Origin of the sequence: Haematobacter missouriensis (assembly GCF_000740775.1) — a bacterium.
GTDB classification, from domain to species: domain Bacteria; phylum Pseudomonadota; class Alphaproteobacteria; order Rhodobacterales; family Rhodobacteraceae; genus Haematobacter; species Haematobacter missouriensis.
In genome coordinates this window covers 75758-89373 of sequence record NZ_JFGS01000006.1, presented here as the reverse complement: position 1 = coordinate 89373, position 13616 = coordinate 75758, and the positions used below count along the sequence as shown (strand labels likewise).

General features: G+C 64.5%; 15 protein-coding genes. 6 read left to right on the top strand and 9 right to left on the bottom strand.

Annotated features, from left to right (window positions below; genetic code table 11):
* Window positions 1-185 precede the first annotated feature (185 nt).
* Window positions 186-731 carry a phosphonate metabolism protein/1,5-bisphosphokinase (PRPP-forming) PhnN gene (phnN, locus tag CG51_RS07120; RefSeq protein ID WP_035743447.1) on the top strand — a complete coding sequence of 182 codons (546 nt, stop codon included), beginning with the start codon at window positions 186-188 and terminating at the stop codon, window positions 729-731.
* A gap of 694 nt (window positions 732-1425) precedes the next feature.
* Here phnN and CG51_RS07115 read toward each other — a convergent pair.
* The 6 genes from CG51_RS07115 to CG51_RS07090 form a co-directional block, all read right to left on the bottom strand.
* Window positions 1426-2130 carry a DUF1045 domain-containing protein gene (locus CG51_RS07115; protein WP_035743563.1) on the bottom strand — a complete coding sequence of 235 codons (705 nt, stop codon included), beginning with the start codon at window positions 2128-2130 and terminating at the stop codon, window positions 1426-1428.
* A gap of 62 nt (window positions 2131-2192) precedes the next feature.
* Complete coding sequence (locus CG51_RS07110) at window positions 2193-3983, bottom strand: hypothetical protein (RefSeq protein WP_035743445.1); 1791 nt, start codon at window positions 3981-3983, stop codon at window positions 2193-2195.
* Complete coding sequence (motA, locus tag CG51_RS07105) at window positions 3983-4852, bottom strand: flagellar motor stator protein MotA (protein ID WP_035743444.1); 870 nt, start codon at window positions 4850-4852, stop codon at window positions 3983-3985. The genes CG51_RS07110 and motA overlap by 1 nt, the downstream gene beginning before the upstream one ends.
* A gap of 66 nt (window positions 4853-4918) precedes the next feature.
* Entirely contained in the window at window positions 4919-5428 is a 510-nt protein-coding gene (locus CG51_RS07100; protein ID WP_233141331.1) for a MotE family protein, read from the bottom strand.
* Between the two features lie 32 nt (window positions 5429-5460).
* Window positions 5461-5814 carry a hypothetical protein gene (locus CG51_RS07095; RefSeq protein ID WP_035743441.1) on the bottom strand — a complete coding sequence of 118 codons (354 nt, stop codon included), beginning with the start codon at window positions 5812-5814 and terminating at the stop codon, window positions 5461-5463.
* 10 nt (window positions 5815-5824) lie between these two features.
* Window positions 5825-6286, bottom strand: a complete 462-nt coding sequence (locus CG51_RS07090) for a flagellar basal body-associated FliL family protein (RefSeq protein ID WP_051930215.1) — start codon at window positions 6284-6286, stop codon at window positions 5825-5827.
* Window positions 6287-6403: 117 nt separating this feature from the next.
* On the opposite strand from CG51_RS07090, the gene fliF reads away from it, so the two are divergent.
* The 5 genes from fliF (at window position 6404) to CG51_RS07065 (ending at window position 10338) form a co-directional block, all read left to right on the top strand.
* Entirely contained in the window at window positions 6404-7948 is a 1545-nt protein-coding gene (gene fliF / locus CG51_RS07085; protein WP_035743438.1) for a flagellar basal-body MS-ring/collar protein FliF, read from the top strand.
* Window positions 7945-8523 carry a FliH/SctL family protein gene (locus CG51_RS07080; protein WP_051930187.1) on the top strand — a complete coding sequence of 193 codons (579 nt, stop codon included), beginning with the start codon at window positions 7945-7947 and terminating at the stop codon, window positions 8521-8523. Before fliF ends, CG51_RS07080 begins: the two co-directional genes overlap by 4 nt.
* Window positions 8516-8791: a FliM/FliN family flagellar motor switch protein gene (locus tag CG51_RS07075; protein WP_035743437.1), complete on the top strand. Its 276-nt coding sequence runs from the start codon at window positions 8516-8518 to the stop codon at window positions 8789-8791. The genes CG51_RS07080 and CG51_RS07075 overlap by 8 nt, the downstream gene beginning before the upstream one ends.
* Window positions 8772-9512, top strand: coding sequence for a flagellar type III secretion system pore protein FliP (locus CG51_RS07070; RefSeq protein WP_035743435.1), 741 nt, complete (start codon window positions 8772-8774; stop codon window positions 9510-9512). The genes CG51_RS07075 and CG51_RS07070 overlap by 20 nt, the downstream gene beginning before the upstream one ends.
* A 67-nt stretch (window positions 9513-9579) precedes the next feature.
* Window positions 9580-10338 carry an SDR family NAD(P)-dependent oxidoreductase gene (locus CG51_RS07065; RefSeq protein ID WP_035743434.1) on the top strand — a complete coding sequence of 253 codons (759 nt, stop codon included), beginning with the start codon at window positions 9580-9582 and terminating at the stop codon, window positions 10336-10338.
* Here CG51_RS07065 and CG51_RS07060 read toward each other — a convergent pair.
* The 3 genes from CG51_RS07060 to CG51_RS07050 are packed head-to-tail and all read right to left on the bottom strand — an operon-like array spanning window position 10330 to window position 13609.
* Window positions 10330-11001, bottom strand: coding sequence for an acylneuraminate cytidylyltransferase family protein (locus tag CG51_RS07060; RefSeq protein ID WP_035743433.1), 672 nt, complete (start codon window positions 10999-11001; stop codon window positions 10330-10332). The genes CG51_RS07065 and CG51_RS07060 overlap by 9 nt on opposite strands.
* Window positions 10998-12338 carry a 3-deoxy-D-manno-octulosonic acid transferase gene (locus CG51_RS07055; protein WP_035743432.1) on the bottom strand — a complete coding sequence of 447 codons (1341 nt, stop codon included), beginning with the start codon at window positions 12336-12338 and terminating at the stop codon, window positions 10998-11000. The genes CG51_RS07060 and CG51_RS07055 overlap by 4 nt, the downstream gene beginning before the upstream one ends.
* Window positions 12335-13609, bottom strand: a complete 1275-nt coding sequence (locus tag CG51_RS07050) for a 3-deoxy-D-manno-octulosonic acid transferase (RefSeq protein ID WP_035743430.1) — start codon at window positions 13607-13609, stop codon at window positions 12335-12337. The genes CG51_RS07055 and CG51_RS07050 overlap by 4 nt, the downstream gene beginning before the upstream one ends.
* Window positions 13610-13616: the final 7 nt, after the last annotated feature.

Genomic DNA, 13616 nt, shown 5'->3' with positions numbered 1-13616 from the left:
GACTATGACGGCAAGATGAAATAAGAAGACCTTGCGAAAAAAATTCCACGGTTCTGTAGATATTTGTATGCCTTTGAAATGTCATCAAATATTCACGAAATAATCGTTGCGGAATGCCGTATGTGCGCCGTAACCGTTCGACAGTCCTCGCCGGGGAACGCCCGCGAAGGGGTCAGGAGGATGAGATGAGGACAGCGATCTTCGCCGTGGTTGGCCCATCGGGCGCGGGGAAGGACACGGTGATCGCCGCGGCGCTGGCGCACAGGCCAGAGATCCACCGCGTCCGCCGCGTCATCACGCGGCCCACCGAAGCAGGTGGAGAGGACTTCGATGGCGTAAGCGAGGCGCTGTTCCAGAAACGGCTGGCAGCGGGTGATTTCGCCTTGCACTGGCAGGCGCACGGCCTGTCCTATGGTATTCCATGGTCGGAAATAATCTCGGGGCGAGACGTGCTGTTCAATGCCTCCCGTGCGATGGTGGAGAAGGCCGTTGAGGTCTTTCCGGCGCTGCGGATCTTTCTGATCACTGCCCCGCCGGAAGTGCTCGCCCTCCGCCTCGCCCAGCGCGGGCGGGAAACCGCGGGTGAAATCGCGCAACGCCTTGTCCGCGATACCGCCCCTCTCCCGCGAAACCTCGCTGTCAGCGTGATTGACAATGGCGGGCCGCTGGAAGCGGCCGTAGAGCAATTTCTTCACGAACTGGACCGGGTGCCGCGCTGCGTTATGGGTTAGCCCGATCTTACTCGCTGCCCCTTCCAAATGTCCCCAAGCAGGCTCTTTACTTGCGCTACCGTCATTGTCGCGCTGGCCTGATGCCAGTTTTGCGGCCACGAAGATAAGATCGTGGGCCGAGAGCCTTACGAGTGGAAATGGCGCGACGGAAGTTCAGCCGCGAGCTCAACATCAAGGCGGCAACAGACCGATACGGCGCGAAGACCCGGAGCTGACAGTGCGCATCAGGCGCCGGATGTAGGAATTGAACATGCCCGGCCCCTCCCTGGGAGGAACGGTGCAGGCACGACCTGCCCGGGATTGCACCATGAAGAGAGAGATCGTCCGGCCTCTGGCGGAGCGTGACATCCCGAAGAGAGCGACGGTTCTTTTTCGCGCGTCGATGACGAGGGTTGTCTTCATAGCAAGGCGCACGCAAATCTGTCAGTCAGCTGGCTCTGCGACGCGCTGAAGGTGTCGTGGTCAGGCTTACATGTTTGACTGTACCGAAACCGATGTGCGGGCGGCCATTGCGACGCCTGGACCGGGCTTTTAGACGCCGCCCGCCTCCCTAGCAGCCAGCGGGCTTTCAACTCGGTTCAGAGCGGCTGCGTGCGGGCATGTCTGGCCCTTTCGCATACCAGCAGCGGAACGAACAGGAAATAAATCCCTCCATCCCTCGTGCCCTGGCAGAACCTGACGAGATGAAGTCTTCTCAGACCAGGGGGGAGCGAATTGTCAGCGGGCATGCTTTCAGAACTTCAAATTTTCCATCCGGTCTTTGGCCGAAGAGATAGATGCAATCAATGATCAGCGGCTCTGGCAGAAGCGGCACAAGATGTGGTTCGAGCTTCTCGATCACTTCCATGCCCATCTCCTGCGACACTCTTCCGGTGAGCGTGAGATGAAACCGGAAGTCATCGCCTACATAGGGATAGCCCCAGTCAAGGAGCTTCTGGCGCTGCTGCGGCGAGAGGGTTTCCGGCCTGCGGCGCGCGATTTCCGCCTCGGTCAGCGGGGCCCGGAAGTCATCAAAAAACTCCACGATCCTCATCGCAAGTCTATTCAGTTCCGCCACATCTCCCCTTGGCCGAAGCGCAACAAATCCAGACAGCAGGCTAAAGCCCAAGCCATCCAGTCTTACGGCTGCCTGATCTTCGGCAAATCTTTGCACTGCAGCCTCCAGCCCCCCGCGATCACGCCCTTCGGCCAGACGGAAGGGGGCTTTCAATGTGGCATGGAAGCCATAGCGCCGCGGCTCCTCCGTGATCTTTGACGATCCGGGCAGTCGGCCAAACCCGGGGGTGGGTGGGGTTTCCACGGATGTCCAGGGATTCCATCCCAGCCAAGCCGCTGCGCAATCGGTGAGAGGGCCCGGACGGGACGTCCAGTAAATGGCGTATCGCGTATGGTCTGTCATATTCTGATCATGGCGCCGGAGGTCCGGCAATCCACACCCTCTATGCTCTTCACGTGTCACTTTCATGACCCGTTCGCCGGATCATTCAAGATAAGAACGAGGTCCCGGCGGAAGGCCCTGCTTTCTTCCAGAAGGGCCCCGGCGCCCGCAAGGCTCAGGGAGGGTTGCGCGGCAGGAGTTCCTGCCTGAGGAATACCTGCTCGCACAGAACCCGTGGGCGGGGTCACTGCCCTGTCCGGCACTGCCTCGCTCCTGCCGAAACCCAGCGCGGTCACCCGCTCCTCCACCTCTGCCTGCACCGAAATCGGCAGGTCGGGCGCGGTCAGCCGGGGACCCAGTGCGAAACGGAGGAAAGTCACGTCATCGGCGATCCGCAGAAGAAGTGTTGCAAGCGTCTCGCCGGTCTCACGCCGGAGTGAGGCCGGCAAGCGGTCGAACCCGCCATAGGCGGTGTCGAAATCGCCCGTCGAAGCCAGCGCAAGGACTTCCGCCCGCGCCAATCTGTCTCCCAGTGGTGTTCCGCGCATCTCCATCGCCAGGGCAGCGGACTGAACGGCGCGCTCATGCTCCACGGGCTCACCCCGCGCGACGCGGCCTTCAATAAGCAGTGCTAAAGCTTCTGCCCCAAGCACTCCCGAGGTTCGGGATGTCGCAGCGAGAGCGGGAGGTTCCCTCCCCTCGCGGGCAATCAGCCCGTCTGCGATCGCGACTGACGGTCCCCCATCGGCTCGGGCCATGGCGGCACGCACCGAGAGCGCGGCTTCGTCGTCACCGCGCGAGAGAAACCGCTCAACCAGGCGGGGACCGAGCAGGTCGCGTTGAAACAGGACAAGCCGTGAAAAGCTGCGCAGGACGGCGCCCCTGTTCACCTCGCGCCCCGGCCCGAGACTGGGGTCGGCAAGGAGCGCCCAAAGCGGAGTCCACCCGTCGCAGATCGCCATTCCCGCAAGCGGACCGATGTCTCGGGGACTCTCGCCATCAACGAGCGAAGCAAGCGGCGAAAGCCACTCGCGGTCCGCTATGAGGTCGGGGTTGAGCTGCATTTCTGCCAGTGCCTCGTGTCCAAAGCCCATGGCGAGGTAATACCGTACGAGCGTATTCACAGCCTGTATGTCGGGCCGGTCGAATTCCCCGACCAGTTCCGTGCGCAGTTTTCCCACGGCTTCGGCAAAGGGCTCGGTCTTCAGCCATGCCGTGGGATCAAGGAGTTCGGGAGCAGGACATGCCGACAACCCCACATCAGCGAGCCCATCGTCCCGAACATCCCTGTCGAACGCGGTAATGGTGACGAGGCCTGGGGCGCCGCTGTTCGTCACCGGGGTTTCGGATGTGGCGGGCGCTCCTTCAAGTTCCACCAATCCCTGGTCCACCGCCCTTGTCAGCTCTGCGCCGATTAGCGAACGCATTTTTGCCAGCGGCTGATCTGACGCGAGGGGCAGAGGCAGCGGAGACGGGGAGCGGAGTGGGAGCGGGGGACGGGGCATGACGGCGGTCACCGGCGTCTCCGGAGCAGGGCCATCCGTCACGTCCAGCACGATGAGCCCCGGCCGCATCTCCGTCGCGACAGCATGGCACTCGCAGCCGAGTGACAGGCGAAGCCCCCCGGGCGTCTTGCGGATATCGGCGATCCTCCGGCGCGGAATGAGATCGAACACGCGGCTGATATCGAGCTGGGGCTTCGCTGCCATGTCGAGCCGATACCCCTCTCCCTCCCGCATGAGCGACCAGGGGGAAGGCTTTGGGAGAGCAATGACAATCCTGCTGAATGTCTCATGCTCGCCTGACCGCACACGGATCGACTGTGCCGAGGCAAGGCACGGCAATGAAAGCAGGGCGGCAAGCAGCAGGCGCATCAGGCGACCTCCGGCTTCAGTTCGCGCAACGCACCCTCCAGCATGGCAAAGGACGGGCGAACCGCATGCGGCGCGTTCTGTCGCCCGACCTCGACACATATGTTGGCCGCATGGTTGTGGAGGTTGGCGACCAGAACCTCCCGGATCAGGCGATGGAACTGGGCATCCTCCTCCGTCACCGACTTCAGCCTCGCGGCGAGCGGACCGACGATCCCGTAGGCAAGGAATACGCCGAGAAATGTCCCCACAAGCGCGCCGCCGATCAGCTTGCCCAGCACTTCCGGCGGCTGGTCGATGGAAGCCATCGTCTTGATGACGCCCAGCACGGCCGCGACGATGCCGAGTGCGGGCAGCCCGTCGGCCATCGTCTGGAGCGCATGGCTGGTGTGAAGCGCATGATGGAGGCTTGCCTCCATCCGCTTTTCCAGAATCTCCTCCACCTGATGGGGGTCATCATAATTCATGGCGGCGGAGCGGAGCGTGTCGCAGATCAGATCCACCGCCTCATGATCGGCGACGATCCGCGGATACCGCGCGAAGATGGAGGAGCTTTCCGGTGCCTCCACATGCTCTTCCAGCGCCACCGGATTCTGACGTCCCAGGCGCACCAGTTCGAACAGCAGGCAAAGAAGATCCTGATAGTCGGTCTGGCGCCATTTCGGGCCTTTGAAGGCGCGCGCGAGATCGCGGACCGTTGCCTTCACCAGCGCCATGTCGCTTGACAGCAGAAAGGCGCCGAAGGCCGCGCCAAGGATCATCGCCATCTCATAGGGGAGCGAATGAAGGATGATCGACATCTTGCCGCCTGCGAGGATGTAGCCCCCAAAGACCATGACGAAGATCACAGCGATCCCGATGATGCCGAGCATTCCTGAAGCCTCCATTCCAGCGTGATCCCCAGACTAGAGGACGCGGGTTAATATTCGCTTGCGAGGTCACTTAACCGGCGCAAGCGCATTGCGGCCCGCAAGCAGGACGCTGAAAGAATAGGCCGTGCGGGGGTTGAGGCCCGCCATGAGAGAGGCAGCCGCCTCCGGGCGCATGCGTGCGAGGAATCCGGCTGCGAAATCGGGTTCCATCTCTTCGAAAAGCAGCGCCGCCTCCTTGGGTTTCATTGCCTCGTAGACAGCGGTCAACCGGGCAAGGTCCGCCTCACTCGCCTGGCGGGAGGCGGCGATTCGGCCATCAAGGCTTTCTTCCGCGGCCTCCAGCCGGGCGAGCTGCTGGCGAATGTCCATCTCCGCACGGTCAAGCGCCTCCTTGCGCGCAGTAAGTGTGCGTTCTGTCTCCGCAACACGGGCTTCGCGATCGCGCAGATTTGCCAATAGCTCTGCCGCACCCGGCAGCGCGGCGCAGGATGTTTCGACCATCGCGGGTGAAGCCTCCAGCGCCAATGCGCTTCCACCCCAGCCGGCAAGGCGGATCGCCGCAGAAGCGAAAAACATCACCGCCACCAAAGAGAGCGGGCCGGGGCGTCTCATTCCGCGGCCATGAGAATATCGTCCCTGCGCTGGCGAAGGCGAAGCCGACGTCGCTGCGGCTTCGGAGCGGGCAGATCGTGCATCGCGGCCAACACGACCTCCAGTCGCCGGGTTGCCGCCTCTGCACGAACCGTTACCTCCTCCAGCGAACGCTCCGACGCTCCCGCCGTCTCCCGCGCCATCGCGACGGCTTTCGTCAGGTCATCGACCTGTGTGGACAGCAGCGCGACCGCCCCCCCCATTCCGCCTTCCAGCTGAGAAAAGCGTTTCAGGCGGCGGGAGAGCACGAAACAATAGAGACCCGCGCCGAAAGCGCCCGTCGCCAATAACAGGTCGGCGATGAAATCCATGCCCGTCTCCTCAATTTATGACAAATTCCGAAACGAGCAGGTCGCGCACGCGCCCTTCGCCCGCAACGATCTGAACGCGGCGCAACATCTGGGCCCGCAGTGTCATCAGCATGGCAGGCTGCTCCAGCCGCTCCGGCTCCACCGCGCGGAGATAGCCGTTCAGCACGTCTCGAATCCGGGGCATTACCAGTGTGACCTCTCTCTCATCCGCGCGTCTCACCTCCAGATCGGCGGCGAATCGCAGGTGGCGGCCCGCCATTCCCGGCCCAAGAGACAGGACGAGCGGCGGAATGGTCACATAGGCGATATCGCCCAGACCGCCTTCCGGCGTCTTCGGGGAAAAGGTCGGTATCAACCCGGACCGAGCGGCCACGAAACCTCCGCCTGCCAATGCGAGCGCCAGCACGCCTGCGAGAATCAGCCCCCGTTTGCCCCCTTTTCGGGGCGTATCTTCCATCCCACGATCGGCCACGTCCGACATGTTGCCTCCGAATCTGCACCACATCGTCTTAGCGCAAGCCGACTAACGCTTTCTTAAGGCTGCGAATGCAAAACCAGAGTCACGCAGACCGGATCAGGGAGAATCGTCGTGCAGCAGATCGTGGCCATCTGGAATGGGCTGACGCTGGCGCGTCGTGTGGCGGTGGCGGCAGCCACGCTCGTCATGTTCGCGGCCATTCTCCTGATGGCACGCGGAGTAGCCAGTCCGCGCATGACCCTCTTGTACTCCGGGCTGGACCCGGCGGCGGCGGGACAGGTGGTGAATGCACTCGCCCAGCGCGGCATCGTCCATGATGTGCGGGGCGACGCGATCTATGTGCCCGAACAGGCACGTGATCAGCTCCGCATGGCTCTCGCCGCAGAGGGGATGCCGGCGAACAGCAGCGGAGGCTATGAGATACTCGATTCACTCTCCGGCTTCGGGACGACGTCGCAGATGTTCGACGCGGCCTACTGGCGCGCGCGGGAGGGGGAGCTGGCCCGGACCATCCTGTCCAGCAGCGGCATCCGGGCGGCGCGTGTGCATATCGCCACCGCGCGCGCCCAACCTTTCCGGCAGGACATGCCGCCCACGGCTTCCGTCACCGTCACGACCTCCGGCATGCCGCTCGGTGCCGATCAGGCGCGGGCGATGCGGTTTCTGGTTTCCTCCGCCGTGCCGGGGATGCTCCCCGAAGCGGTTTCGGTCATCGACAGTCAGCGCGGGTTGGTCCTCTCCGGTGTGGAGCCTCCCGGAGCGGGCCCGATGGCGGAGCGGACAGAGGCATTGCGTCACAACATCCTCAGGCTTCTGGAAGCCCGTCTGGGCCCGGGCCGGGCCGTTGCGGAAGTCAGCCTCGACATCGCCAATGAGCGTGAGACCATCACCGAACGGCGGATCGATCCGGCCTCCCGCATCGCGATCAGCCACGATGCGGAAGAAACGACGGCCAGCTCCTCCGAAAGCCCTGGCGCGCCGGTGGGCGTGGCCAGCAACCTGCCCGATGGTGAGGCGCAGTCGGCAGGCGGCAGTTCACGCAATCAGGACAGCCGGTCGCGAGAGCGGACGAATTTCGACTTTTCCCAGACCGAACGTGCGGTGGAGCGGGCACCGGGCGCGCTGCGCCGGCTGACGGTCGCGGTGCTGGTGGACGGAATGCAGGTGGCGGGGACCGACGGCACGACGACATGGCAACCCTTGCCCGAGGCGGAGATCGCGGCGCTTCGCGATCTCGTTGCCTCCACAGTCGGATATGACGAGGCAAGAGGTGATGTGATTACCCTGAAATCCATGCCGTTTCAGCCAGTCGAAACGACCGAGATGGCGACCGAGAAGGGAATCCTCTCAGGTTTCGATGTCACGACGCTGGTGAAACCCGCGCTCCTTGGCCTCTTTGCCCTCCTCATCGGGCTGTTCGTCATTCGACCGATCCTCACCGGCACCCGGAAGACCGGTCGCGAACTGGACGACAGCCGTCCCGTCAGGATACTCGCGGCGGAAGAGACACTGGCTGGTCCAGGCCTCCCCGCCCCTACGGATATTTCAGAACCCGAGGAACCTGTTCATCGCCTGCGCCGCCTCATCGCCGAGCGTCAGGACGAAACGGTGGAAATCCTCAGAGGCTGGCTTGAAGACCGCAAGGAGCGCGCATGAAACCCCTCGCCCTCACATTGGAGAACTTCGCCACATACCCGCAGCTGGCCGAGGAAGACGCTTCGAAGGCGCGCGCTCTCGCCTATGATGAAGGTTTCGCCGCAGGCTGGGAGGAAGCCGTCGCGGCAGAGGTTACCGAGCGCGCACGGCTTCGCACGGATCTGGACGCCCGACTTCAGGATCTGTCCCTCACCTGGCAGGAGGCGCGGGACCACGCTCTCAACGCACTCTCTCCGGTGCTGGATGCGGTCGTGGCGAAGGTCCTGCCTGCCATGGCGCGGACTGTGCTGGCGGAGCTGATCATCGAACATTTCACACCGATCGCCCGGGAAGCAACCCGGAAGCCGGTGGCCCTTGCCGTCTGCCCCGAGGATGTTGCAGCGCTTCAGGAGCGGCTTCTGGACCATGACGACCTGCCTTTCCAGATCGTCGCCGACGACACCCTCCTGCCCGGCCAGTGTGTCCTGCGCTCCGCGGCGGAGACGCTCTTCGATCTCGACGGCCTCACCCGCAGGCTGACCGAGGAAATCCGCAATCAATACCCCCAAAGACCGGAGCTTCGCGCCCATGGATGACAAGGCTTTTCCCGAGCAGCGCCTGTTTGGACAGATCCCCATCGAGATCACCGTATCGGTCGGAAAGGCACGCCCGCTGGTGCGCGACCTGCTCCGCCTTCAGCAAGATACCGTCCTGCCGCTGGACCGGCGCGTGGACGATCTCGTGGAGCTTTACGTGGGTGAGCGGCTGATCGCCCGCGGTGAGCTTCAGGAGCTTGAAGGCGATCAGGCCGGCCAACTCGCCGTCAAGCTGACGGAGGTCATCGATGTGGCGGGGGGCGCCTGATCCGGCGCTGCTCATCTGGACCGCGGGGTTCACCCTGTTCGCAGGGGCAGCCCTCGCCCAAGACGGCCTGATCCCGGCGAATGGAGCCTCGCTCGCCGGGCGGGCGGTGCAACTCATCGCGGTGATCACCCTTCTGGGCCTGGTGCCCGGCCTGGCGGTCACGGTGACCTGCTTTCCCTTCATCGTCACGGTGCTTTCCATCCTTCGGCAGGCTATCGGCCTGCAGCAGGCACCGCCGAACATGCTCATGGTGACGCTCGCGCTTTTCCTGAGCTGGTTCGTCATGGATCCCGTGCTGACGGAGGCGTGGGAAACCGGAATAGGTCCCCTCTCCCGCGGAGAAACGACGGTGGAAGCAGCGCTTCCCCACATCATCGGGCCGTTTCAGGGTTTCATGGCTCATCGCGTGAACCCCTCCACCCTGGCGGAGCTGGCGGCGCTCCGCGCTCCGGGGCTGCCGCCCCCCCCCGCAATGGAAGCGCCGCTGCCCCTGCTCGTGCCGAGCTTTCTGCTGAGTGAGATCGCGCGCGCCTTCCAGATCGGCTTCGTCATCTTTCTGCCGTTCCTGATCATCGATCTCGTCGTTTCGGCGGTCCTCATGTCAATGGGGATGATGATGGTTCCGCCGGCCATCGTTGCATTGCCTTTCAAGCTGGCCTTCTTCGTGGTCGCTGACGGCTGGACGCTGATCTCCGGCGCGCTGGTACGTAGTTACATGTAGAAGTTCTCCGTCAGGGCTGGAAAAATCGTCCGACAATCGCGATGATGGAGGGAGAACCGCGAAAGGGATGAGGATGTTCGAGGATCTGAAGGGCAAAACCGCACTGATCACCGGCGCGTCGGGCGGGCTGGGCGCCCATTTCGCCGAGCTTCTTGCAGGTGCCGGGGCGCATGTCATCGTCGCGGCCCGGCGCGCGGCAGCGTTGGAGGAGCTGTGCGAGCGTATCGCGGCTGCGGGCGGCAAGGCCGAGGCCGTCTCCCTCGATGTTACCCAACCTGAAGCCATTACCGAGTGCTTCACGGGCCTCGCCCTCGCACCGCAGATCGTGGTGAATAACGCCGGTATCAGCATGCCCAGCCCCGCGCTGGACATCACCGCCGAGGATTGGGACCGTGTCGTCGATACCAATCTGCGTGGCGTATTCCTCGTGGCGCAGGCGGCGGCGCGGCGGATGCGGCAGGCGAAACATGGCGGATCCATCATCAACGTGGCCTCGATTCTGGGTGTCCGCGTTGCTGGGGCTGTCGCCTCCTACGCCGCGTCCAAGGCGGGGGTGGTGCAGCTCTCCTCCGCTCTCGCGCTCGAATGGGCCCGCTACGGCATCCGGGTGAACGCAATTTGCCCGGGATATTTTGAGACGGAAATGAATCGCGACTTCTTCGCCTCCCCCCCAGGAGAGGCGTTGGTCAAGCGGATCCCGCAGCGCAGGCTGGGCCACATGCAGGATTTGGACGGACCGTTGCTGTTGCTGGCTTCCGACGCGGCAGCCTATATCACGGGTGCAGCCATTCCGGTGGACGGCGGGCACCTCGTCTCTTCACTCTGATCGGATAAGTGCGGCCTCGGCGCGTTCAAAATCGGCGAGCGTGTCGATATCCATCGACCGTTCCGCCGGCATCGGGACCATGCCGATCCGATCCGTCGCCAGCCCACCGTTCTGCCGGAACCAGTCGGCGGAGAAGACATAAACCGCGCCATTGGGCCGCCAGACCAGAGGAAGCTGCTGACGGTTCATGAAGCAGTATTCCGGCCGGGCGACCGGCACGAAACGATCCCCCTCGGCAAGACCGTATTTCAGGATGGTCGAAGGTGCCTCCGTTACCGACATGACGAGGTCGAACCCTCCCTGCCGCCAGACATTCACGCCGCTCTTGATATCCTCCACCTGCCGGAGCGGCGACGTGGCCTGCAACAGCACGACAAGGGCAGGGCCTATGTCGCGCAGCGCGTGAAGCAACACCGGATCCATCGGCACACCATCGCCCGCAAGCGCATCGGGCCGGGCGATCAGCCGCGTTCCGGGCTGCGGTGCCGCCAGAATCTCGGGAATGTCGGTGGAGACGATGACTTCCTGCGCACCCGCTGCGAGGCCCTGCTCCACGGCGCGGCGGTAGAGCGGCACCCCCCCGAGCGGCCGAACGTTCTTACCCGGCAGCCCTTTCGAGCCGCCCCGGACGGGCACGATGGCAATAAGCGGCAGGTCCGTCATGGCGTGATCTCCAGCAGCGGTTCGAGGATGGCCATGCTGCGCGCTGTCGCGCCGCTGTGGTCGGCGAAGAAGCTCTCCGTCCGACGGGATATGGCGGCGAGCGCTGCGGGATCCAGCAGCAGATCACCCATGGCCTGCGCGAGATCGGGGATCGTCGGGCAGATGCGCAGCACGCCCGCGGCCTCTGCCTCCCTCCCCGGATATTCGATCGTCCAGACATGCGGCCCGACGAGCACCGGCTTGCGCAGGGCCAGCGGTTCGATCACGTTATGCGCCCCCTTCTCCACGAAGCCTCCGCCCACAACCGCCAGATCGGACAGGGCGAGGTAGAAATACATCTCTCCCAGTGAATCACCGAGCAGGATATCGGCCTCCGCCACTTCCGGATCGGTCAGGGCAAGGTCCGCGTCGAAGGCCCGGGAGCGCCGGAGGACACGTTGGCCGGATGCCTCCAGCATGTCGCCCACCTGCGCAAAACGCTCCGGCGCGCGAGGGATATGGATGAAGAGCGGCGGCACCCGCCCCGCCGCCCGGAACCGCTCCTGCACGAGACGATAGGCGGCGAGATACAGATCGTCCTCCCCTTCCACCACACTGGCCAGCGCCACGACATGCCGACCGCGAAGCATCATGCCGGTTGGCCCGTCGAGAAGCCGAGCGGCAGCCTCTGTCAGGCGCGCGGGAATGGGCTGATCGAAGCGCAGCTCCCCCACGACATGCACATTGGGCGCGCCGAGGGCGCGGAACCGCTCCGCCATGATCCGCGATTTGGCCAGAACCCCGGCCACGCCCCGGACGGGATGGCCGATCCAGGGTAGCCAGCGGCAGGCGCGGGCAAAGCTCCGCTCCGGTATCTGGCTGTTGGCGAGCCACAGCGGCACACCTGCCAGACGGGCCTCCTCGATCATCACGGGCCAGATCTCGATCTCCATCGCTAGGCCGAGACGCGGGCGGCAGTTGCGGAAAAAGCTCCGCCATGCACCCGCAAGTTCCAGCGGCAGATAGCGTACGGCGACATCACCCGCGGCGATCTCCTGGCCGAAGGCGGCTTCGCTGCCGCGCCGGCCCGCCGGGGTCAGGTGGGTTATGATCACCCGCTCTCCGCGGTCAAGGAAGGCACGAATCAACGGGACGGCCGAGCGCAGTTCGCCGAGCGACACCGCATGGATCCAGACCGTTGCCGCAAAGGGTTCGCCCAGCCCGAAACGCTCCTCCATATGGTCCAGATAGGCGGGATCCCGGCGACCGCGTCGCCGGAAATAGGCCCGCACGAAAGGCAGGGCCGGATACCACAGCGCCCGGTAGACCCGGAGGGCGAGACGTTGGCGTAGGGTCATCGAACAGCCAACATCGCGAGGAGGTCACGGGCCGTCCGGTCAAGCTGCGCCTCTCCCCGTTCGGCCAGCGCAGCGGCGCGGGGTCGCATGGCAAGCGTCGCAGGATCGGAAAGCGCCTCCGCTACTGCTTCGGCATGAAGGGTCAGCCGCGCGGCCCCCGCCCGGTCGAAAACATCGTAATCGTCCTCGAAATTCCAGACGTTGGGCCCGTGCAGTATTGCACAGTCCAGCCGTGCCGCCTCATAGGGATTGTGGCCACCGACAGCGGCGATGGAACCACCGACGAATGCCGTATCGGCCACCCGATACCAAAGGCCGAGCTGACCGATGCGCTGCACGACATAGACCTCCGCCCGAGCGGGCAGGCGGTTGTCGGGCGGAAGCAGCTCCGCCGCCAGACCGGCGGTGCGGCAGGTCGCGACCACCTCCGGCGCGCGCTCCGGCGCGCGGGGCGCGACGATCAGCACTGCACCGGGATCGCGCTGGAGAAGCCTTTGGTGCGCTTCGATCACCGCCCCTTCATCGCCCGGATGCGTGGAGGCCGCGAGCCAGACACGGTGACCAACAAGGTCGTTTTCCACACCATGGCGGCTTTCCGGCTGATCCGCGAGCGGTGGGGCCGCCGATTTCAGCGAACCGGTGACATGGATGCGCGAGGGCTCCCCGCCGAAAGCTGCGAAATGACGCGCACTCTCCTCCTCCTGCGCACCGATGAAGGCGAAGCGGGTGTAGAGATCGGAGAACAGCGCCCGGGCCCGCGCCTTCTGCCGAAAGGAGGCCGCACTCATCTTGCCGTTGACGATGGCCAGCGGAACATCACGCCGCGCGATCTCCCAAATGAATGCCGGCCACACGTCGCGCTCCGCCCAGACCGATAGGTCGGGTCGCCAGTGATCCAGAAAAGCACGCACAAAAGGCAGGGCGTCCAGAGGCAGATACTGATGGATCGCACCGGCAGGCAGGTTCCTAGCAATCGCCTCCGCCGAAGTGCGGGAGGAGGAGGTGAGAAGCACCGTCACATCGGGCCGGAGCGCTCGGATACGGTTGACCAGCCCCGGCAGCGCCAGAAGTTCCCCCACGCCCACGGCGTGCATCCAGACGAGCACCCCTTCCGGGCGGGGCACGCTGGCCTCTCCCAGCTTCTCGCGCCAGCGGGCCGGCTCCTCCTTGCCGCGAGCGAGGCGCTTCTTCAGGTGACGCCGCGCCAGCGGGGCCATGAGCGCGGAAGCGGCAAGGTAGACCCGTAGGGCAAGGCCGGTGTGCTGCGCCACGCTTTTC